The organism is Atopobium sp. oral taxon 810 str. F0209, from assembly GCF_000466405.1.
Taxonomy (GTDB): domain Bacteria; phylum Actinomycetota; class Coriobacteriia; order Coriobacteriales; family Atopobiaceae; genus Olegusella.
On the sequence record NZ_KE952943.1, the window covers coordinates 6311 to 29394 of the forward strand.

18 protein-coding genes and 1 tRNA gene are annotated in these 23084 nt (G+C 50.9%); 3 read left to right on the forward strand and 16 right to left on the reverse strand.

Going from position 1 to position 23084, the window contains the following annotated elements:
• Positions 1-264: 264 nt before the first annotated feature.
• The 11 genes from rplT to HMPREF9069_RS03085 form a co-directional block, all read right to left on the reverse strand.
• Complete coding sequence (gene rplT, locus HMPREF9069_RS03035) at positions 265-627, reverse strand: 50S ribosomal protein L20 (protein WP_021625663.1); 363 nt, start codon at positions 625-627, stop codon at positions 265-267.
• Between the two features lie 56 nt (positions 628-683).
• The gene (rpmI, locus tag HMPREF9069_RS03040) at positions 684-878 is read right to left on the reverse strand and encodes a 50S ribosomal protein L35 (protein ID WP_021625664.1); all 195 of its coding nucleotides are present in this window, start codon (positions 876-878) and stop codon (positions 684-686) included.
• Between the two features lie 4 nt (positions 879-882).
• Positions 883-1458 carry a translation initiation factor IF-3 gene (infC, locus tag HMPREF9069_RS03045; RefSeq protein ID WP_021625665.1) on the reverse strand — a complete coding sequence of 192 codons (576 nt, stop codon included), beginning with the start codon at positions 1456-1458 and terminating at the stop codon, positions 883-885.
• Positions 1459-2346: 888 nt separating this feature from the next.
• Positions 2347-2433, reverse strand: a tRNA-Leu gene (locus HMPREF9069_RS03050).
• A 122-nt stretch (positions 2434-2555) separates the two neighbouring features.
• Entirely contained in the window at positions 2556-3458 is a 903-nt protein-coding gene (locus HMPREF9069_RS03055; protein ID WP_035438310.1) for an MBL fold metallo-hydrolase, read from the reverse strand.
• A gap of 2 nt (positions 3459-3460) precedes the next feature.
• Complete coding sequence (locus HMPREF9069_RS03060) at positions 3461-5821, reverse strand: RelA/SpoT family protein (protein ID WP_051317767.1); 2361 nt, start codon at positions 5819-5821, stop codon at positions 3461-3463.
• A 4-nt stretch (positions 5822-5825) separates the two neighbouring features.
• The gene (recJ, locus tag HMPREF9069_RS03065) at positions 5826-9113 is read right to left on the reverse strand and encodes a single-stranded-DNA-specific exonuclease RecJ (RefSeq protein WP_021625670.1); all 3288 of its coding nucleotides are present in this window, start codon (positions 9111-9113) and stop codon (positions 5826-5828) included.
• Between the two features lie 3 nt (positions 9114-9116).
• Positions 9117-10112, reverse strand: a complete 996-nt coding sequence (gene secF, locus HMPREF9069_RS03070) for a protein translocase subunit SecF (protein WP_021625671.1) — start codon at positions 10110-10112, stop codon at positions 9117-9119.
• Complete coding sequence (secD, locus tag HMPREF9069_RS03075; protein ID WP_021625672.1) at positions 10105-11613, reverse strand: protein translocase subunit SecD; 1509 nt, start codon at positions 11611-11613, stop codon at positions 10105-10107. The genes secF and secD overlap by 8 nt, the downstream gene beginning before the upstream one ends.
• Positions 11614-11788: 175 nt before the next feature.
• On the reverse strand, positions 11789-12916 hold the full coding sequence (gene tgt / locus HMPREF9069_RS03080) for a tRNA guanosine(34) transglycosylase Tgt (protein ID WP_021625673.1): 1128 nt from the start codon (positions 12914-12916) through the stop codon (positions 11789-11791).
• 104 nt (positions 12917-13020) lie between these two features.
• A complete protein-coding gene (locus HMPREF9069_RS03085) occupies positions 13021-13293 on the reverse strand; it encodes an HPr family phosphocarrier protein (protein WP_021625675.1) in 273 nt (90 codons plus the stop codon).
• A 174-nt stretch (positions 13294-13467) separates the two neighbouring features.
• Between HMPREF9069_RS03085 and HMPREF9069_RS03090 the strand changes: the two genes are divergently transcribed.
• Positions 13468-14760, forward strand: coding sequence for a coiled-coil domain-containing protein (locus tag HMPREF9069_RS03090; protein WP_021625676.1), 1293 nt, complete (start codon positions 13468-13470; stop codon positions 14758-14760).
• Between the two features lie 41 nt (positions 14761-14801).
• Here HMPREF9069_RS03090 and queA read toward each other — a convergent pair whose 3' ends face one another.
• The 4 genes from queA to HMPREF9069_RS03110 form a co-directional block, all read right to left on the reverse strand.
• Positions 14802-15986, reverse strand: a complete 1185-nt coding sequence (gene queA / locus HMPREF9069_RS03095; RefSeq protein ID WP_035438330.1) for a tRNA preQ1(34) S-adenosylmethionine ribosyltransferase-isomerase QueA — start codon at positions 15984-15986, stop codon at positions 14802-14804.
• 59 nt (positions 15987-16045) lie between these two features.
• Positions 16046-17644: an alpha-amylase gene (locus HMPREF9069_RS03100; RefSeq protein ID WP_021625678.1), complete on the reverse strand. Its 1599-nt coding sequence runs from the start codon at positions 17642-17644 to the stop codon at positions 16046-16048.
• A 107-nt stretch (positions 17645-17751) separates the two neighbouring features.
• Positions 17752-18399, reverse strand: coding sequence for an epoxyqueuosine reductase QueH (locus HMPREF9069_RS03105; RefSeq protein ID WP_021625679.1), 648 nt, complete (start codon positions 18397-18399; stop codon positions 17752-17754).
• Between the two features lie 142 nt (positions 18400-18541).
• Positions 18542-19465 carry an SPFH domain-containing protein gene (locus HMPREF9069_RS03110; RefSeq protein WP_035438312.1) on the reverse strand — a complete coding sequence of 308 codons (924 nt, stop codon included), beginning with the start codon at positions 19463-19465 and terminating at the stop codon, positions 18542-18544.
• A gap of 220 nt (positions 19466-19685) precedes the next feature.
• Between HMPREF9069_RS03110 and HMPREF9069_RS03115 the strand changes: the two genes are divergently transcribed.
• Together HMPREF9069_RS03115 and HMPREF9069_RS03120 are read left to right on the forward strand one after the other, a co-directional pair.
• Entirely contained in the window at positions 19686-21746 is a 2061-nt protein-coding gene (locus HMPREF9069_RS03115) for a class I tRNA ligase family protein (protein WP_035438313.1), read from the forward strand.
• Between the two features lie 2 nt (positions 21747-21748).
• Positions 21749-22636 carry an alpha/beta fold hydrolase gene (locus HMPREF9069_RS03120; RefSeq protein ID WP_021625682.1) on the forward strand — a complete coding sequence of 296 codons (888 nt, stop codon included), beginning with the start codon at positions 21749-21751 and terminating at the stop codon, positions 22634-22636.
• 253 nt (positions 22637-22889) lie between these two features.
• On the opposite strand, the gene HMPREF9069_RS09530 is transcribed toward HMPREF9069_RS03120, so the two are convergent.
• Positions 22890-23084 (reverse strand): hypothetical protein (locus HMPREF9069_RS09530; protein ID WP_021625683.1); only part of this gene is annotated, 195 nt, incomplete at its 5' end.

Genomic DNA, 23084 nt, shown 5'->3' on the forward strand with positions numbered 1-23084 from the left:
CTGAAATAGAACGTGGCGTTTGGCAAGCGGAGCTGTACCGTTTGAAATGATGTGTGGCGTTTGGCAAGCAGAGCCACTCCAGTTGAAACACTGCGAGCTCTGTTCTATATAAGGAATGCAAACAGACACACTTTTTTGCCTATATCCCATACCTTTCAATTTTTCAATGAATTTTAAAAAACCCTAGGCCAACAAAGCAGCCTAGGGCAAACATACAAATTATGTGAAGAAGAACTACTCGAAAAACTACTTGTGCAGAATCTGCTACTCAGCAGCGAGCGCCTTCTTGGCAACCTCAGCAAGAGAAGCAAAAGCAGCCTCGTCCTCATAGGCAACCTGAGCAAGAACCTTGCGGTCCAGCTCGACGCCAGCAAGCTTCAGACCATGCATGAACTTGCTGTAGGAAAGATCATTCATGCGGGCGGCAGCATTGATACGCTGAATCCACAGACCACGGATGTCGCGCTTCTTGTTGCGACGGTCGCGGTATGCATACTGACCAGAGTGCTGGACCTGCTCCTTCATACCACGGAAGGTACGAGAACCAACGCCGTAGTAACCCTTGCTGCGCTCGACGAGCGTCTGACGCTTCTTGCGGCCTGCAACCGCGCGCTTGACACGTGCCATATTAATCAACTCCTAGCTGCGACAAAATAGTCGCTATCGTTTGTACGCGGTTGCGCTTACTTGCCCATGCGCTGGGAAACAACCTGAGCGTCACTAGCAGAAAGCACTGCTTCTTTACGGAAGCCACGGATGCGCTTCTGGGACTTCTTGGTCAGGATGTGGCTCTTGAAAGCCTTTGCGCGCATAATTTTGCCAGTGCCGGTGCGGCGGAAACGCTTTGCCGACCCCTTGTGCGTCTTCATCTTGGGCATGTTGTTACTCCTTCTCTTCTAGCTCTGCCTCATCGGGCTTCGCGTCAAATGCACCCTTAATCGGCGAAACGAGCATATGCATGTTGCGGCCCTCCATCTTGGGCTGCTGGTCGACCGTTGCAACGGACTTGAGATCCTCTGCAAGACGCTCGAGAACACGCAAGCCCTGCTCCGGATGGGCCATCTCACGGCCACGGAACATGATGGTAATCTTTACGCGAGCTCCAGACTTGAGGAAGCGAATGACGTGCTTCTTCTTGGTCTCAAAGTCGCCCACATCGATTTTGGGGCGGAACTTCATTTCCTTGACCTCGACCTTGACCTGCTTCTTGCGCGCAGCCTTGGCCTTGCGGTCCTGCTCGTACTTATACTTGCTGTAGTCCATCACTCGACAAACAGGAGGTTCTGCACCAGGTGCAATCTCCACGAGGTCGAGATGTTGCTCGCGCGCAATGCGCATAGCATCCCTCACGTCAAACAGACCAAGCTGCGAGCCGTCAACTCCGATGAGTCGGCAGCTACGAGACGTGATTTCGCCGTTGACCCGAAGGTCGTCCTTCTTTGCCAGCGTCTCCACCATCCCTTCTACGGAGGGTCACTTCCCCTCCAACAAAAAACTCCCGTCGCAAAGCATCCGGGAGACGTTTCCGCTACGCCTAGCGGAACAACATGGCTGGCATGTTTTTCGTCTGACCCGGCAGCAGCTCTCGCGCCACTCAGGTGAGGATATCCCGCAGGAAATCCCGCTTTGCGTTTATAACCTTTAGTACTATAGCTCAGCTTTTTATAACACACAAGAAGGACAAAGTCACAAGCACTGCTCCGCCTACTTCTTTAGCTCTGTTTGCTCTGATTGCCCTCATTTGACAACTAAGTATCAATATGACACTCAACTGCATTTATGCATAACTTATTTGAGAATTAAGAGCTGAACAAGCATGCAGTTTAGCATTTTTAGAGAATATAGACAGTGCGGGAATGGTAGGTAGCGTTGGTGCAATAAAACAAACGCACGCCTGTTTAGTCCAAACTTAAATCAGGCAGATCAAAATTAAAGTTTGTATGCATGCTTGGACTATGGAGCACATCTTGTTAGATAGCTAAAGTTTTTAGCCTCGGGGAACCGTTTTTGCTCGCCTTCCTACCAAAAACGCTTCCTCAGGGCTAAAAGTTTTAACTAACTCACATATGTACCCATCTTCGTAATTTATGTGTCCTTTTCTTATGTCACGCCTATTCCTGTACTGCACCCTTTTCAGTAGATAGTTCCTCCCTCAAACCTAAAAAATAGATGGTTCGTTTTTCGAACTTGGGAGAAATTTTACCTGCACTTTTGCGCCTATCTACTCCGAAGTTTGAACCATCTGTGGGTATAGTGCCCGAAAGACAAGCTATCTGCACTTAAGAGCACAACTTGTTTGGCAAAAGAAAAGCGGACAGATGCAAAATTTGCTTGTCGTCTTTACTATGGTGCCCGAGGTGAGACTCGAACTCACACTCTGTTGCCAGAAACGGATTTTGAGTCCGTCGCGTCTGCCAATTCCGCCACTCGGGCAAAGCAGGAAACACTATATCAGAATCTGAGCGTTTTGCTTGCCTCAGAAAAGCAATTTTTGCTTAGGATTGATTGAACGCCCCAAGACTATACATCAGATAAGCAAAGCCACATATTTCCGCCTAATGAATACCGTCGCTCACCACTCCATCTTGCAGCCAAGGATTGTATGCAAGTTCGTCTTCCATCGTTGTAATATCCCCATGTCCACACAAAAGTGTCGTGTGCGCCGGCACCAGTTCTTTGAGGCGTGCCAAAGTTTGCATCATAAGCTCATGACTACCGCCTGCAAGGTCAGTCCTTCCGCAAGAACCCTTAAAGAGTGTGTCACCCACAAACGCAAGTCCAAGAGCTGTACCTTCACCAAGCAAAACAATGCCACCAGGGGTGTGACCGGGAGCTTCGATAACACGAAAACGTGCAGTACCCAGCTCGATAACATCGCCTTCACACAAAAGCTGATCGGGAGCTGGGGCATTGTTATCGTAAGTACGACCTTGTTCACTTGCCTCACCTGCATGTGAAGCAAGTTCAACATCAGCCTCGTGCATCATAAAACGCGCACCAGTTACACGCTGAAGAGATAAGACACCACCCACATGATCACCATGACCATGTGTCGCAACGATACTTTTGATACGCACATCTTCTAAGTGCTTGGCGATGCCTACGCCTGACGCACCGGGGTCAACAACAAGGCACTCTCCTTGTGAGATATAGGCATAGCAGTTGGTCTGCAGCTGACCCACCACAAACATGCGAACCTGATCTTCCCCATCGCTGGGTGTATGGTGATGATGTCCGCAACAACAGCTGCCCTCATGACCATGATTGCCGCAACAACCGCCCTCGTTACCACCTTCATGACCATGACCGCCACAACACTCATGGTCATCGCCATGTTCATGGCCTCTGCCGCAGCATTCGTGATGCTCATCATGACCATGGTCATGACCACTGCAGCAGTGACCATCTTCGTGATGACCACCGCAGCAGCCTTCGTGCTTCTTTTCTTCTTCAGACATAGCTATGTCCTTTTCTTCATCTGGTTGGCGCCTTCACCAGGCATGATACGGCGGCAGTCAAATACCGATGGCACACGACTGACATGAGCAAGCACCGTATCAAGCAAAGACGCATCGGATATTGCCAAAAGGAAGCGTAGCCTCGCCACACCTTGCGAGGAAATCTGTGTTGCCGCAGAAAGAATATTCGCCCCCGTATCGCCCAAAACGATGGTGACATCCTTGAGCAAACCCATGCGATCAGAAGCCTCAACAACAATTTCTACTTGGAACTCCGTGGCTCCCGAGGTATCCCACTCCACATCAATCATGCGCTCAGGGTGGCTCATGAGTCCCTTTACATTAGGGCAACCCGCGCGGTGTACCGACACACCACGACCACGAGTAATAAAGCCCACGATATCGTCGCCAGCAACAGGATTGCAGCAATGTGCCAAATGGACAAGCAAATCTGGATCGCCCTTGACCACAACACCGCAGTTATGACGACGCTTACGGTCAGACTGTGCACGCTTGCGCATGAGTTCGGCTTTTGCAAAGGGAATATCCTCGGAAAAAGCCTTCTCACGGTCTCGCTTTGCTTGGGCTGCAGCGGCTGCTTCTGCTTGCTTTTCGGGCGTATCACGCTCAAGTACTTCTTGGACGTGGTTGGCAACAGAGCGCAGTGAAGCCTTGCCTGTGCCAATAGCTGCAAGCATCATGTCAACATCGCGGTAGTCATGCATGCCACAAACTTTTTCAAGCGCCTTCGTCGTACGCTTGGTTGCAATACCATAACCACGCTTGCGCAGTTCACGAGCTAAGTCAGCACGACCGCGCTCGGCATCATCTGTTTTTGAGAGCGTCGTAAAGTACTTACGAATCTTGGCGCGCGCAGAAGGCGTCGCCACAATATTCATCCAGTCGCGACTCGGCTTGGAGCTTTTGTTAGTCAAAATTTCAACGCGATCGCCACTCTGCAGCTTGGTAGTCAGCGGCACAACTGAACCGTTGACCTTGGCGCCAACACAGTGATTACCTACCTCGGTATGTACCTGATAGGCAAAGTCAAGCGGCGTGGAATCGCGCCTAAGACTCATAACCGCACCCTTAGGCGTAAAGACAAAGATCTCGTCCTCAAAGAGATCGACACGCAGATTGTTCAAAAACTCATGTGGATCGCCGATTTCGTCTTCGACGGCCCAATCAAGCGTCTTGCGAATCCAATTAATTTGCGAGTCAATATCGCGGTCAGATGAATCAAATTTACCCTGAGAGTTGCCCGAACGCTTGTATAGCCAATGCGCTGCAATACCGTATTCGGCCTGCTCGTGCATCTGATACGTACGAATCTGAATTTCAATAGGACGTGCATCAAGACCGACTACTGTCGTGTGCAGCGACTGATAACCATTGGGCTTGGGCGTTGCAATATAGTCCTTAAAACGCCCAGGTAGCGGATGCCAAAGCGAGTGGACCGCACCCAATGCCGAATAGCAGTCAGCAACGGTACGCGTCAGTACACGCAGAGCAATGAGATCATAAATATCAGAAAATTCCTTGCCCTTGCGTGTCATCTTTTGATAAATAGACCACAGATGCTTGGGGCGACCAAAAATCTGAAAGTCTGTCATACCTGCACGACGCAACTCATCATCTAGCGTCTTGATAGCCGCGTTGGTATCCTCTTCACGCTGAGCACGCGAATCCTGCACCATACGAGCCACACGCGCATATTCCTCAGGCTCGAGGTAGAAAAATGCAAGATCCTCGAGCTCCCACTTAACCGAAGAAATACCCAGACGGTCTGCTAGCGGTGCATAGACATCCATAGTCTCATGCGCCTTGTACTGCTGACGATCAGGTGGAATCGCTGCAAGTGTGCGCATATTGTGCAGACGGTCGGCAAGCTTAACGATAACAACGCGAATGTCTTTAGACATTGCCAAGAACATCTTGCGTAGATTGAGAGCCTGCTTTTCGTCCATCGACGATACGTGAATAGAAGTTAGTTTGGTAACACCATCTACAATCTCAGCAACATTGTCACCAAAACGTTCACGCACGTCTTCTAGGGTTGCAGGTGTATCTTCAACGGTGTCATGAAGCAAAGCTGCACAGATTGAATCAGCATCCATGCGCAGATCACGGGCCAAAATCAATGCAACCTCAACAGGATGGTTGATATATGGCTCACCCGAACGACGTCGCTGATTGCGGTGGAATTCAGCAGCAAAGCGGTATGCCTCTTCAACACGCTTATTGGCTTCGTCATCTAGGGTATCCGCACAAGTTACCTGCAAAACGCGCCAATTATCTGCCTGAGGTATGTCAGAACTACGTCGTCGACCCTCAACATTTTGCTGCTCTAGAAACTTTCCCATACTCTCACCCACCACTTACTACATGCCCAAAGCCTGGCACAATTGGCTTGTTAATACTATCAAGCAGCTCTGCTTGTGCACAACGCAAAACCCATTCGCGGAATTCTGCAAAGTCCTCAGCGGCCCTAATACCCTCAACATAGCGGACTGACTGACCTAAATTCATGCGCGGCGGATTGCTTGCTAACTTAATTTCACGCGTATGCCCGTAGCCATTTAGTTGGAGCAAACCAAGCTCAGCAAAAACAGCAATTCCCGCCTCGGAAATTTGCGCATCAAGAGCATACCGCCCATCCTGCAGACGAGCTTGTGCTGCAAGTTCCTCATCACTTACACGGATGATGTAGTCATCACTCGTTTGCTCTAGCAAACGCAATGCACGCCACAGCATCTTAAGCTCGTCGCGCGTGGGAGCAGAGGCAGCCAAGAGGCGCTCGTTAACCGAGGCATCTCGAGCAGAAAACATCAGCCAAATATAAGCAGGAAGTCCGTCACGACCCACGCGACCACTCATTTGATTGAACTCAGTACGACCAAAAGGTAACTGGTAGAGCACTACATGGCGCACATCGCCAATATTGACACCCTCTCCAAACGCACTGGTAGAGACTATGCAGCACAGCCGCCCGTCACGAAACGCGCGCTCAACCTTGACGCGAACACGCGGCTCAAGACCTGCATTGTAATAGGCAATGCGATCGGCTAGCTCGCCAGTCATGTGACGAAGTTTGCGCACCAAAGAAACGCTTTCCTCACGCGAGTTAACGTAGATAATGCACTTCTCCCCTTTTGCGACAAGAGAGGCAAGTGCCAGCTCACGGTCACGCTTTTCTCGACAATCAAGCAGCTCTAGATTTTTGCGAACAGCATTATCAATAAGGACGTTTTCGCTGCTAATACCCAACAAATTTTGAATCTGCAAGGTAACCTCTCGTGGAGCGGTGGCGGTAACAGCCAATACTGTAGGCTCGCCTAATTTATGACGAATTTCAGGAAACTCTGCATATGCAGGACGATGTGATGCAGCCTGCATCACATGATGTGCCTCATCTACCACCAAAAATCCAATACGCGCTATTTGCGCAAAGCGGTCGGTGTGAATCGCCAAAAACTCTGGTGTGGTCAATACGATATCGCAACTGCCATCTGCCAATTCCGACCAAACCGTTGCACGTCTGTCCTGGGGTGTCGCACCAGTAAGCACACGAACGCCAACACCAATACGCGCAAACTCATCCTGAAGATGGCGAGCTTGATCGTTAACGAGAGCACGCAATGGATAAACAAAGACTGCTGCCCTGCGATGGACAATAGCTTCGCGCGCTGCATGCACATGAAAGATAAGTGACTTTCCCCGACCAGTAGCCATCACAACAAGCGTCGATTGTTTTTTTGCCAAACACGCAAGTGCTTCGCGCTGAGCAGGAAGTAGCTGATGTTCACCAATAAGCTCAGCTGCCAATACCTCAGTAAGCTCATCATAATCAAGTTTTGCCAGCTCACAGCGATGCTCTGCGGGATTGGGCATTGGCGGGTCAAATCCCTCAAGTATGAGAGATTCGCCTGCCGCAGGTCCGCGACTTGGTTGATCGCGAAACAAAATATCTTTGACCATCAGCTTGGTTTTGGTACGACCCTGCCACGTTTCGTTTTTTGTTTCAAATACGAGGTCAACGATACTTTCGGTAGAAGCAGCGCGCTCCAACTCGGGAGCATTAAACATCACAGCAGGAACTTCATTAAAGCCATCTGTCGCAATAAACAAAAGATGTTTCCCATTACGCGAGCGTTTGCGATCGCGCATCGAAACGCCGCGCACGGCAAATATAGGCTTTTTATTACCCTGACCAAAGGGTTGCAATGCCTCAAGCGAGGCAACCGTCTCGACATTGAGCTCAGAAAGCTCTACGAGCGCTGTTACTTCATTGCGATATTCAAACTGCTCCTGCGGAAGTTCCGCGAGCACCGCAGAGAGACGCTTGCGAAAAGCTTCAATTTTGTCCTCGGCAACTGTGACACCTACAGCACCCGCATGACCGCCAAAACGAATAGTCAAGTCAGCGCACTGCTCAACGGCATGAAAAAGATCAACCGTACCAACCGAACGCCCCGAACCACGTGCTTCACCGTCCACCAAAGAAAACACGATTGCAGGCACGTGATAGTGGTTGACAATACGGCTGGCAACAATACCCTTGACGCCCTCATGCCAGTCTCCACCTGCAACTACTACAACACGACCACCATCCCAGCAACGTTCTGCTTCTGCAAGGGCGGCTTCGGACATAGCAAATTCTGTCTCGCGGCGAACCTCATTGATTTGCTCCAACGAAGCTGCAAGCAAGCTGGCTTCTTCAATATCATCGGTATAAAGCAACTTAAAAGCGATATCGGTAGAACCCATCCGCCCCGCCGCATTAAGGCGCGGAATAATCGAGAAAGGCAGGTCATCAGCAGCAACCGTCGATAAGTCTACCTTGGCAATATTTGCCAACGCCGCCAAACCGGGACGCGTGGAATGATGCATGCATTCAATACCATCTGCCACGAGCGCACGATTCTCGCCCTGAAGCACCATCATGTCCGAAACAGTACCCAGACAGGCAAGCTCGGTCAATGAGCGCCACAAATTTGGCTGTCCCAATCGGCGCCCCAATTCACAGACTAGCTTGAGCGCAACACCTGCTCCCGCCAAATCTCGAGAAGGACAGTCAGCGGATAGCTTGGGATCAACCACCGGAACGCCCGTTGGCACCAAATCCGCTGGCTCGTGATGATCTGTAATCACCACATCAATATTGTGTTCAAGCAGAACTTTTACTTCTTCAGCCGAAGCAATGCCATTATCGACAGTTACCACCAACTGAGGCTCACAAGCCTCCACTACACGCAACAAAGCATTTTTGCTAAGGCCATAGCCTTCGGTAAAGCGATCAGGAATAAAGGCCCGCACCTGTGCTCCAAGCGCACGCAAACCCAAGGCCAAAACGCTTGCTGCCGACATGCCATCCACATCGAAGTCACCAAAAACCGCGATTGACTCACCACTAGAGATGGCTCGCATAATGCGCTGCACTGCTTCTTCCATACCTGGAATCAGCAGTGGATCTGACCAATCGCGCTCAAGCGACGGAGTCAAAAATCTTTGTGCCAAAGCAGGGTCACTCAAGCCTCGAGCAGCCAAAACACGCGCCGCAAGAGGTGCTAATCCCAGCTCAGAAATAAGTCTGGCTTCTGCTTTTTTGTCTTGTCGCAGCAGCTGCCAGCGTCTGCTGCCTGCCAAGCCACCCATAAGCTACTGCCCGCGCTTTGCAAAGCTATGCGCTGCTCCGCGTTCGTTCTGCTGGACAATACGCACTGCAGCCCCAGCGCCACCATAGCGCTCTTCGAGCTTGTGCCATTTGGGTTCGTGAGTCTTCCAAATCGAAAGCAATGGACTTGCGATAGCAAAGCTGGAGTAAGTACCCAAGAGTTCACCAATAAGCATGGCAAAAGCAAAGTCACGCAGAGTGGTGCCACCGATGGCATACATTACGATGATGGGCACGATGGTAGTAATAGTTGTATTGATAGTACGAACAATGACTTCGTTAATCGAGTAGTTTGCAATCTGGAAATAGGTACGGTGAGTCGAATCTCCGGCGCGCTTGGCATTCTCATTTATGCGATTGAACTCAACAACCGTATCGTAGAGCGAATAGCCCATAACAGTCAGTAGTGCAGCTACCACATTGGGGGTAATGGGTGTCTGAGTCCAAGCATACACGCCCAAAATAATGACAAGGTCATGTACCAGAGAAGCCACCGCTGTAATGGACATCTTGAATTCATAGCGGATGGACACAAAAGCAATAATGGCTACCAGCGACACCAAAAAGGCAATGCTAGAAGAACGTACCGTATCAGCACCCCAGTCGGGACCGATAGTGGTAACCGTATAGGAGGACTCAGGCAGCTTGAGAGACTTGGCAGCAGCCGCGGCATGTGCCGTAGCATCCGTAGGATTGGTCGCATCCGAGCGGACTAGGAAGCCCTTTTCACCCTCGGTCACAGCCGTTTGAATAGTAAGGTTCTGCTCGCCTGTAGCCTCAAGTGCACTGCGCATTTGAGCAATACTGATATCGCCCGTATTTTGGAAGTCAATCTCAGTACCACCACGGAACTCAATACCAAAGACCAAACCGCGAACAATCAAACCCACAATTGACAGCACTATCAAAATTCCCGAGAAGGTCAGCAACTGGAAACGGTGACCCATAAAGTTAATCTCGTGAGCGAAGTGGCTACGCATGGGCCACACCTCCCTTCGAAGGCTGACCATGACGTGCATGCTCGCCCTCTTCCATATCGCCGCGAACACCCCAGAACCCAGGATGCTTCTCAATAGAAGCTGCTAACAGGCGAAGTGCCGGTGCTTTAAAACAGAACATCGTTACCAAGTCGCATGCAACACCCAACATCAAGGTAAGACCAAAGCCTTTAACCGAACCAACTGCCACAGCAAAAAGAGCAATTGCGGTTACCAAGGTAACAGCATCAGCATCAAGCGAGGTAGCGATACCGTGCTTGACACCGGACATCGAAGCTTGGCGCACGGTACGTCCCATACGGATTTCTTCGCGGAAGCGCTCAAGAACCAAAATCGAGGAGTCCGCAGCAGAACCTGTAGTCAACACCACAGCGGCAAGTCCTGGTAGCGTTAATGAGTAGGCTCCAAAATGCGAAAGCAACGCCAATAGACCTAGGTAGAGCAGCGCAAAGATGCCAAGCGACCCCATGGTCAAAAGGCCAAGTCCTTGATAGAAGAAAAAGAGGTAGATGATAACAATCACAGCACCCACAGCAATTGCAACTACACCCTGCGTGAGCGAATCTTGACCCAGTGTAGGACCAACAACACGACTCTCTGAATAGGTCAGCGTTACTGGAAGGGAGCCAGAATCAAGGATGGTTTTGAGTGAGCGAGCTTCCTCAGCAGAAAAACCACCTGTAATAGAAACCTGCCCACCACCAATTTCTTCTTGTACCGCAGGCGAAGACTTGATAACACCGTCAAGCACAATAGCGATGCGTCCATTGGTAGGCGCAAGCTCACGAGTAACCTCGGCAAAGGTCTTTGCCGCATCAGAGTTGAGTTTGACATTAACCGCATAGGCACCAGTAGCCGACTGACCTGCCTGTGCTACCGAAGTCGAGGTGATAGACGAACCATCCATAAAAGCCTTATAGGTACCTGGCTTGAGCTGGATGTTATTGGCATCTTTGCTCTCAAGACGAGCAAGCGCATCGGCATCACCAATCTCATCAAGACGAACAAATTCAAGTTTGCCTGTCTTACCTATGGTCTGCACTGCAGAATCAGCATCAGTTGCGCCAGGAATCTGTACCAAGATGGAGTTGGAGCCTTGCTTTTGCACGGTAGCTTCGGAGGCACCTAAAGAATTCACACGATTTTGGACGATAGTGGTGGCGGTAGACATCTCGTCGCCTGTTGGAGCAGAGCCATCCGGCTTGGTGGCCGTCAAAATAACGGACACACCGCCGCGAATATCAAGACCCTGCGTAATACGTTCGCCCAAAGGTGTAAAGCCCCAGACACACACCACACACAGACATGCAAGAAACACCAGCGTTGCAATATGTCTCCGCACAACCGCAGGCATACGCCTCGTTTTGCGAGCTTTGTTACGCTGTGATGAGCTGTGCTGATTGCTTGTTGTAGAGCCAGATGTCGCCTGCCTCCAGCTATCAAAGCCCGAGGCGGACTTTGAGCCGTCCTTCTTGCTTGCCATATGTATCTCCTGAACTACCAGTAGTTTAACCAGTCCATTTTACCAGTCTTGGCAGACATAAAACGGCGCAAGGACAAGCACAGCCGTTCGAACAGCAACATTAAGCTACGAACGGCTGGTTTTTGCATTGTTTTTTGACAAGCGGAGCACAAATGATGGACGTCTGCCCCACTTTTTAAAAGTCGTTACTTGCAGGCAACTCATTCCACTTATTGACAAAATCACAGTAAGTACCTGCAATAATGGCTTCACGGGTATCGCGCATCAGCTGCAGCAGATAAAAAATATTGTGCTGTGATAGCAAAATGCCACCGAGCATTTCTTTTTGCTTGACCAAATGATGTAGGTAAGCACGAGTGTAGCCACCTTGACATACGGGGCAATGACACTGTGCATCCAAAGGAGTTGCATCATGAGTAAAACGAGCATTTTTGAGATTGATACGACCTTCGCTTGAAAACGCCGTACCCATACGAGCAGTACGTGTGGGAAGCACGCAGTCAAACATATCGATCCCACAAGCCACGCTGTGTACCAAAGTTGTTGGATTGCCAACACCCATTAAATAGCGGGGTTTGTTACGTGGCATATACTCAGAGACCAGAGGTACCAAAGTCTCAAACATCGTTTGATGGTCCTCGCCTACTGAATAGCCACCAATACCATAACCTGGGAAGTCACCACACTCCTCGAGGTGGCGTAGACTTCTCAAACGCAAATCCATATCCATACCACCCTGAACAATGCCAAAAAGTGCCTGGTCTTGGCGGGTATGTGCCTTATAGCAACGTTCAGCCCACTTGCTTGAAAGCTCAACAGCGCGCTCAACAAAACTACGCTCCGCAGGATAGCCAGGACACTGATCTAACTGCATCACAATATCAGCGCCCAGCTTTTGAGCTATTTCCATATTGTCTTCAGGAGTCCAAAAGACATAACTTCCGTCATAATCAACCGCACGAAAACGCACGCCCTCATCACTGAGTTTGACAAAGTCACTATGTGAAAAGACCTGAAATCCACCCGAATCGGTGAGAATCGGTCCATGCCACTGCATAAAATCATGCAGACCACCCATCTCAGCAACTAAATCCGCACCTGGGCGCATTGATAAATGGTAGGTGTTTGCTAACAAAATCTTGGTACCCAACTCGGACAGAGTCGAAGTCATCAAACCCTTTACTGTTGCCTTGGTACCCACGGGCATAAAAATAGGGGTTGGAATATCACCATGAGGCGTATGTAAGACACCTGCGCGTGCATGGGTTTTTGGATCTTCTGCGATGATGTCGTACTCAAACATACTGCCTCGTCATTCTTATCTACAAAATACCAACAAAAAACCCAGCACTCTGTTGGTGCTGGGCTTTGATGTGCAACAAACTGCGCAAGCGCGCCTAGATGTACCTACTCGCCGAAGCCGCTGTCAATAAGAGCAATCAGAGCGTCGAGGGCTTCCTGCTCGTCAGGACCGTCGCATGCAATCTCAACGGTGGTACCAGTACCCAAGCCAGCAGCCAAAACCATCATGATGGAATTAGCCTTGACAGGAGCGCTGTCCTTGTCAACGTTACGAATCGTAATCTTGGACTGGTACTTCTTGACCTCGCTGACGAACACGGATGCGGGGCGGGCGTGCAGGCCAGTAGCGTTCGTGATCGTCGTCTGCTTCGAAACCATACTGGACTCCTTAGATGAGAGGGCGAGAACGTTCTCGCCGTTGGACTTGATGTCATTCTAGCAAACATCAAGGCTTATATCGGCGAGCCAATTTCAGATACGGCAGAATAAAATCTGTGTGGTAACACTTATACTGATTTTTAGCGCTTTGCAGGTGTAGCGAAAGGGAACACGATGAAGCTCTTCCCCACAAATGGGACAAAAACTGACGAGCAGGATATCGCTCCTGAGGCATTGCATTCGGCAGATATGGCTGATGACTACCCTGCTGCCAAAAACCCAATTGCAAGTGATCAGCCAACAACGAGTGAATTGTCCCCTGAGGATAGCGAAAAGGCTCCATCTGAAAATGCATTTCTCGCAGGTATTGCTGCTCTGCGTGATGTACATCATGCCTCTAGGCGCACCGAGGAAGCTCGCCAACGTCTAGCTGAGCTTCAGGCTGAAATCGAAGAAGACACCGACGAGCTCAATCACCGTCTTTCCATCGAGCAAAATTTTGAGCAAATCATCGCACGAAATACCGCTGAGCTTGAACAAGCCACCACCGATGAGAAAGACGCACATGCTCGTGGCGACCTTGCGAGTTCAACTCGTGCTGATCTCACAAAACAGCTTGAGACTATGAAAGCCAAACATGAGGAGAAGCTTGGTCCCTACCGTGGCCTCATGGAAACCACCAAGGCGCGCGCTGATGACGCATCACGTGCCCTAGGCGAGGCACGCCGCGATGCTAAATCTGCCGAATCCCAAGAAGCAGAAGCTGTACGCAATCGTGATGCAGCCATCGCCTCGGCAAACCGTGCAGTTGATACAGCACGAGACCGTTTGCAACATGCACAGGACGAGCTTACCCGTGCCAAGCAGAGCCAAAATACCACCCAAAGCACCACCGACCGTCTGCTGCACCAGGTCATTACCGAACAGGCAGCACTTGACCTTGCCAAACAAAAGGTTCCCAGCGTAACGACAGAATCCGATCAACGCGTTGAAGCTGCGCAGACCTATCTCGCTTCGCGCAAGCAGATTTTGGCCGAGGTGGAGCATCAGGCAAGTGAGGCCAAAGCCGAAGCAACTGCCCGCAAAGAAGAATATGACGAGCTCTATAAGCAGGCCATGGCTGACGAAGAGGTACTCAAAAAGCAGATTGCGGTCTGTGATACCGATCTTGAGCAGGCAAATGACAATGCTGCTGAGGCTCGCGAGCGTGCAGATGTTGCACAAGCAGCACTAGATGAGGCAAACGATATCCACTCCACACCTGAAGTGACTACCGAGCTGCACGACCGCATCGCAAAATCACAAGAACAGGCAGCCACTATGAGTGCTGAGGCTGATTCTCTTGCCCAAAAGGAACATATACTCAGAACCGAGACTCGTGGCTCGCGCGCATTGATTATCGGTGCTGCTATTGTGCTTGTCATCCTCGTCGTAGTTGTGGTTTGGTTGGTTTTCTTCCGCAAGTAAACACCTGTAACCACGATGATATTGACGCGCACAATAGATAGCTACTCGATAAACATGGCGTCTCCAAAGGAGAAGAAACGGTACTTCTCGTTAACTGCATGCTGGTACGCAGAGAGGATCTGCTCGCGCGTTGCAAAGGCCGAAACTAGCATCACGAGTGTCGAACGCGGTACGTGGAAATTAGTGATCAGTCCATCTACTACGTGATAGGTCGAACCAGGCATGAGATACAGGTTGGTCGTAGCGTTATTGCGTGCCACGATGTCGCCTTTGCCCGTTATCGCTGCAGAGTCAGTAGCGTTTTCAAAATGGCGCGCCGTTACTGGACATTCTGCTACAGGAGCCTCCGCTTCCCAAGCGCTTTCGAGTGAGCGCACCGCCGTCGTTCCCACTGCAATAACACGATGACCGGCAGCTTTGGTGGCATGTACCGCATCGACTACCTCCTGCGGAAGGTGATAGCGCTCTGTATGCATAACATGCTCGGTAGGATCATCCTCAGTTACCAGACGGAAGGTATCAATACCCACCTCTAATTCCACCGCAACAATGCCAATACCTGCTGCTTTTATACGATCAAGCAGTTCAGGCGTAAAGTGTAAACCCGCCGTAGGCGCAGCGGCAGAATGCTCTTCTTGCATAGCGTAGACCGTCTGATACTTTTCGGGATCACCCTCATACTTGGTGATATAGGGAGGCAGAGGCACATGACCTGCTTTGTGCATAGCCTCGTCTAATGTAAGACCCTCAGCAGGAGTAAAGCGAATGAGGCGCCCACCCTTGTTATCAGGAACAAAATCAAGGATTTCGCCCGAAAGCACCACAGGAGAAGACTCGGGCGCATGCAGACCACCTTCGCGATATTCCACCACAGCACCCTGCTTGAGACGCTTACCTGGATTGACCAAGCATTCCCACACATGACCCAGCGGATCTTGATCTTCGCGGCGCTTGAGCAATAGTGTTTCAGCAACACCGCCCGTCTTGCGCTTGTGTCCCACAAGGCGCGCTGGCATCACGCGAGTTTTATTGATGACAAGCAAATCTCCAGCTTCAAGATAGTCAAGGATGTCATAGAAGTGGCGGTCATCAACACTACCCGCAGGGCGCCCGTCTGGTGTTGCATCGCGATGCAACACCAACAAGCGGCACGAATCACGTGGCTCGGCAGGTGCCTGCGCAATCAACTCTTGCGGTAATTCATAATCAAAATCATCAGTGCGCATAGGCATGTGTATAGCTCCTAGCAAACGAAACAAAAGGCCGCGACAACAATAGCACTAGCCTACTTGCGACGACGCCAAGGGGCGTAATTGGCAGGCACAGGATGAGCACCCTTGCGCGAGGTAGGTGCAATCGAAGGTGCAGTCTCGGCACGACGCAGGATACGATCATGCTTGAGTGCCTTTGCGGATTTGGCCTCAATATAAACGCTACCCGAACCAGGAGCAGCGCTAAAGTCACCGTAGCCTTCCTCATCAATCAATACATCATCTTCCTGACCCACGACACAGGCAAAATCTTTGCCTGCATGCTGGGTACCCACATACATGTGTTTGGTGCCACCTTCTCCGTCAGTAATGACTACAGCAATGCCACTACCTGCATGTTCGTCATCGCCTTCACGCGTCCAGCCAATGGTATCTTTGTCATCAAAATAGTCGTGCTGCGCGCCGTAAGCATGCCGCTGGCGGATTTCCATAAGCAAGGGAAGTTCACGTACCACTGGCAACGCAGGCGTGTCTTCACCTTCCTCGCCAGCCTTAGCCTCGGCTCCCGCACCAAAGAGATCGCCATAAAAAACGCAAGGATAACCTGCTTCACGCAGCAATATCAACATGTAAGCACTCGGTTTGAACCAAGATGCAACAGTAGATGCCAATGCTTGACCTGGCTGGGTATCGTGATTATCCACAAAAGTCACTGCATGCACAGGGTTGCTTGCCACCAATGTGCCATCAAAAAGATGTGCCAAATCCATGGTGCCCATACTATTCGACGCACCAAAAAGCTTGTAGTGCAGTGGTACGTCAAAGAGGCTCAATGGCTCGTCTTCGCCCAGATATTCTTCGAGTTCACTAAGCTCAGGAGACCAATACTCGCCTACTGTAAAGAGCTCACGACCACTTTTTTCACGTAAATCGGCAAGCCAGCGGCGGAAGAAAGACTTTGACACATGCTTGAGCGCATCAAGACGCATACCATCAAGACCCGTTGTCTCCACATACCACTCACCCCAGCGGGTTAGTTCTGCTTCAACGGCAGGGTTGTTGACATCAACATCGTTGCCCATTAGATAGTCGTAGTTGCCATTTTCGGTATGGTCAACATCATCGTCCCACTCCTTGCCAGCAAAACGAAAGACGCCTGTCTGATGCGTGTCCTCATCCCAGTCAGTACCGTGAAAGCAGGTCCAATCCCACTGAAAATCAGAGTATGTACCGTTACGTCCAGGAAAACGATAACGAGTCCACGCAGAAATGGTCTTTTCTTCTGTCACTTCGGATCCACGTGCGCCCGCATCAACCTCGACTGCACGCACATGCTCGGTTTCCTCGCCACCCATACGATGATTGAGCACGATGTCACCTAATACCTGGATACCTGCCTTTTGCAGGGCGGCAATCGCAGCAAGATATTCTTTCTTGGTGCCATATTTGGTACGCACCGAACCACATTGGTCAAATTCACCCAAATCCCAGGTGTCATATACGCTATATCCAACGCTCTCACCGCCCTCGGCTGCCTTGTACGCAGGCGGCAGCCAGACCGCTGTGATACCTACCTGTGCCAGCGTCGGTGCAAGCCGTGCCATACGCTTCCAGTGTTGGCCATCTGCAGGAAGATACCAAGAAAAACCTTGGAGCATCATGCCATTATTCATACGTTCCTCCAATGTAGGAATTCGTTAGGAGTTTGAAGCAAATCGTTGGGATAGAGTAAAGCCAAACGCTCAGCTGGACGCTGCAACCTCTAGCCAAATCAATCTCACTAGCCAACATGCTTTTTACGCGCAGCTTTGCGGGCGTCACGTGCCTGTTGGCGGTCAAGTGCGGCTTCTGCTGCCGAAAAACGACAACCACAATAGTTTTGGCGATACATATTGAGCTCACGTGACTCTATAGTCGCCTCAGGATAATACGGACGAAAATCACGCCAGACTGGCGTAAGGCCGTAACGATGTGCCAACGCAAAAAGCACCTCATGACAGACCTCAAAGAGCTGATACGGCGAGACCACCAGCGTTGTGCTGATATACTCAAAGCTCTGCTCAACAGCTACACGACAACTTTCCTCAAGACGCTGCGCATAACAGGCACGGCAACGACGCTCGCGCTTGAGTCCAGCAGGTGCCACATTACGTTCCCAGCTGTCGCGGTCGTCACCAGCTACGATAACATCTACTTGAGCAATATCATGTGCCCAAGCCTGCAGGGTACGCAAACGCAGGTTATGCTCTGCTACAGGTGCAATATTGGGATTAGTCCAACAAATTACGGGATCCCAGCCCTCCTCACGCAAAAGTTTGAGCGGTTCAAGCGAACAAGGACCACAACAAGCATGCAAAAGCAAAGGCGTGCCAGGATGAGGGGCTATCCCCTGCAGCGGGGGCATTATTGTGGCGTTTTGCTTTTCCATGGCACCTCCTTAGTATTGTGATTTCGAGCAGCAAGCAAGCATAGCAGACTCATTTGTGAGGGCTATGAACACACAATAAAGAGACTCGACAGCCTTTTGAGCTGCCGAGTTTCAAATTGCTTGCATTTATGCAGATAGAGGTTTAATTTTTCCCATCATCGCTGGCAGCGCGGGGAGTTTCCAAAGCAGAGACAAACTGCTCAAACTGAGACGCGCTATCGCGGAAATCGTTGGGTAGCACCACCGTCGATGCACCTTTTTCGGCAAAGCCGCGCATCATATCAATCCACTGAGTAAACTCAAACAAACGATTGGCATCGGCCTCAGTTAGCTCAGATCCCTTGATAGTATCGATAGACTCTTTGATACCGCGAGCAATAGCGACACGTTGATCAGCAATACCCTGACCCTCGGCTGCCATAGCTTCGGCGCGAGCCTTTGCCGCGATAACCGTCTTTGCACGCTCAGCATTTGCGTCATTGGTAGCAGACTCAAGGTTATTCTTGGATGCGATAATATGGTTCATCGACTCCTGTACCTCTTGAGGCAGACGGATTGAGGTAATCAGCGTAGTTACCAGCACAATGCCGTAGTTCAGCATCTTTGCCGCAACCGCTTCGTCAATTGCTTGGGCAATGGCATCTTTTTCAGAGAAGACCTCGTCAAGGCTACGATTAGGAATTTGGCTACGCAGGGCATCTGCCAGATAGTCCTGCATCTGAGTCACGGGGTCAGTCAGGGTGTAACGGCTCTTCCAAATGCCACTCTCAGAACCCAACTGAATATCGGATGCGTCAACGTGATACTGGATAGACACATCCAGCTCGATGGTGACATTGTCAGAGGTCTTGGCATCAAAGGTCATATGCTGATCTTCGGTCATCAAGTCCACATCAAAGGTACGATCAGCGTAAGGCACCTTCACATGGAAACCTGGCATCATAATGCCATGAAATTTACCTAGTCGCTCGACGATTGCAACGTGCTGTTGGCGCACAACATACGCCGTCGAAAGCACCGCGCTACCGCCTACAAGAACCAGCAGAATTACAAATACGAAAAACATCGCATTTCCTTTCTCAGACGCAGCCCCTATTGGCCACACCCAAAAGACGAAGGGGATATTACCCCTCTCCAAGCACTCTCAATCTGAGTTCCGCGGACGGTATATCTGATACCGCCCTGTCATCACAATGCCCTCACAATCTATTGCGCCCAACTTCCCTGCCCGCTGCCTGCTGCATTGTGGGATAATCGCGAAGCACATACATCAACCCTAGGAGCGCATGCGCATGTCTTCTGTAGATCGTCCAAATTTCCCCCGTCGCGCCGTTATCACAGGCGGTATGCCCTATGGCAACAAAAATCTACACTTTGGCCACATTGGTGGCGTGTTTGTACCAGCGGATTTCTTTGCTCGCTTTCTGCGCGATCGCATTGGTGCCGAAAACGTGCTGTTTGTCTCGGGCACCGACTGCTATGGCTCACCCATCATGGAGGGCTACCGCAAGAAGGTTGAAGGCGAAGGCTACACAGGCACCATCGAAGACTACGTACGCGACAATCACGAAGCACAAAAGGCTGCACTTGATGCCTATGGGATTTCTCTTGATATCTTCGCAGGCTCTGGACTGGAACCAGCAGCTCATTTTCACGAGGAACTCTCGGATACGTTGATTCATCGTTTGTACGAAAAGGGCGTTCTCATCAAGCGCGAGACTTTGCAGTTTTATGACACTAAAGCCAAGCAGTTCCTCAATGGTCGCCAGGTTATCGGTCGCTGCCCCATCCGTGGCTGCAAGTCCGAAAAAGCATACGCAGACGAATGCGATTTGGGTCACCAATTTGATCCCGAAGAGCTTATTGCACCTGTGTCACAGCTCACCGGTACCACACCCGAGCTGCGTCCCGTTGCAAACTGGTACTTTGACCTGCCAAAATACCAGCAAGTGCTCGAGGAACTCATGGATGAGTGGGATGCTGATCCCCAAGTGCGCGCTATCGTCACCAAGACTGTACGTGAGTCACTTGTGGCACCAGTAATGTATATCCAGACGAAGTTCTGCGAGGCCTACAATGCCGTGGAAGCACGGCTGCCACAACACAAAACCATTGAGGCTGAGGGAAATCAGTCGTCCTTCTCGGTCGAATTCAAAAACTGGCAGGATCGCGACGAAGCGCGCAGTATTTTGGAAGGCGTCGAGATTCGCTTCCGCACAGGCAAGACACTGTTGCCATTCCGCATTACGGGCAATATTTCTTGGGGCGTACCAGCGCCAGATATCGATGGCTCCGCTGCTGCCACAAACCAAGATTTAACTGTGTGGTGCTGGCCCGAAAGTCTGTGGGCACCTATCTCCTTTGTGCAAACCGCACTCGCACTTGATGCTGACCGTAGTACCGAAGGCCAGACGCCACGCTACGCCAATCACGATTGGCGCGCATGGTGGTGCGATCCCGAGGCAAAGGTTTATCAATTTATCGGCCAAGATAACATCTATTTCTACTGCGTTGCTCAACCCGCAATGTGGGCAGCACTTGATTGGAAGCTCACGCAGGACACACCAATTGCCAACTACCACGTGCTCTTTATGAACAAGAAGGCCTCCAGCTCGGGCGCTATTAAACCTCCGATGGCAGCCGAACTGCTTGATTACTACACGCCCGAACAGCTGCGTTGTCACTGGTTGTCACTGGCGCTCGATCAAAAAGCTGTGTCCTTCTCGCCCAAGGCTTTTGACACATCTGTCTCACACAAAGACAAAAAAACCGGTGAAGAGGTACTGGTAAAGGATGACCCGCGTGTGGCCGACCCCGCCCTTAAAGAAAGCGCATTTTTGACGAACATCTTTAATCGTTTAGCGCGCTCCTGCTTTTATGGTGCGGCAAATGTCTGTGAGGGCCACTTGCCAACAGTAGCTGCCCACGCCGAGGTTGTTGATGAGTGTCATGAAGCCGTGCTTGCCTTTGAACGTGCAGCTCACGTATTTGATGCACACAGTGCTCTAGGCGTCGTAGATGATTTTGCTCGCGCTGCCAACAAACGTTGGGGCGAAGCAAGCAAGGCCTCTAAGGGCGATGATGCTGCCTACGAGCAGGCACTTGCTGATGCTTTTGCAGCATTACGCACAACGACGCTGCTCATGCATCCCGCCGTGCCTGCTGGTTGCGAAAAGATTTGCGAGCACTTGGGCTTTGAGTCGGAATTCTTCTTCTCTTGGGAACATTGCTTTGAGGATCCAGCTGGATTGGCCGCACTGCTTGGTCAGACTCCTGCTGAGCATGCTATCGTAGCCCTGCCCCCGCGTTTTGATTTCTTTGAGAAACACCCAAGTCAAGGCAAATAAGCATGCTTGAATTATCTCCAGACCAACTCACGCCAGAATTGCCTCCCCTGCATGTTCCGCGCCCATATGAGCGCCCGCATGTACCGCTCACACGTGAGTTTGATGTGCTAACTAAGGATGGGGCCCATATTCACGCGTTTCTCTATGCGCCAGTAGATGAGGCACCTGCCGTAGTGAACGCCGCAGTTCCTCCTCGCTACCCCGTATTGATGCTGCATGGTAACGGTGAAGAACATGGGATTTTTGGTGCCGTGATCGATGCATTGGTTGGCTGTGGGCGCACGGTACTTGCGGTGGATTCTCGAGCGCAAGGTGTAAGCACAAGGGGTACTGCTCCGCTAACGTATGAGCTAATGTGCGCTGATGCTATTGCTGCACTCGATGCTGCAGGCCTCGCAAAAGTACACGTACTGGGTTTTTCTGATGGCGCTATCGAAGGCTTGTTGATGGCGCGCGATTATGCGGAACGCGTGGCTTCGCTCTGCTCGATTGGCGCAAACCTTTCGCCTGACGGTATTCCCGGTAATGACTTTTTTGAAGAAACCGCTGAGGCATATCGCGCTTGGGCTCTTGCTGGTGACGAGTCCGCCTGCTACGAAGATGGTACGCCAGCCCCAACCCGTGCAGAGGCCTCTGATATTGCGGAGCTGCTTCACTTGATGGTAGTCGAGCCACATATTGATCCTACGAGCTTGGGGGATATTACTTGTCCTGCCTGCGTTATGGCAGGTGAGCTCGACGAAATTCCACAGAGCGAGACTCATCGCATCGCCGCGGCGATTCCTGGCGCCCGCGAAGTCATCATTACAGATGCTGAGCATACTTTGCCCAAGGTCGCCCCCGAAGCCGTCCTCCGCGAACTGCTCGTCACCATCGCCGCTACCGAGTAACTGCTGGTCTACTTTCCTGCTCTTCTGCCGTCCTTACACCCTCCCCACTATCAACACTTCTCCCAAGCGCCAAGCGCCAACAAACGCCACATCCTATTTCACGCCCGCTGCCAAACGCCACACATCTCTTCATCCAACCTCGCAAAAGCCACACTTCATTTCATGCCAGATGCCAAACGCCACAGACTGTTTCATCTCGGGTACCAAAAGCCACACTCCGTTTCATGCCAATTGTCAAACGCCACGTTCTACTTCACTTTTTTAGCCAAAAGCCACACATCTCTTCACGCCCAAAAAATCTACCTGCGCAAACGTCAAGTCCTTTGAAACAGAGTGTGGCTTTTGGCATTTTTTCTGAAACAGAACGTGGCTTCTGACAAGCAGAGCCGTGTTGGTTGAAATGATATGTGGTGTTTGGCAAGCAGGGCGATGCTGATTGAAACAGTCT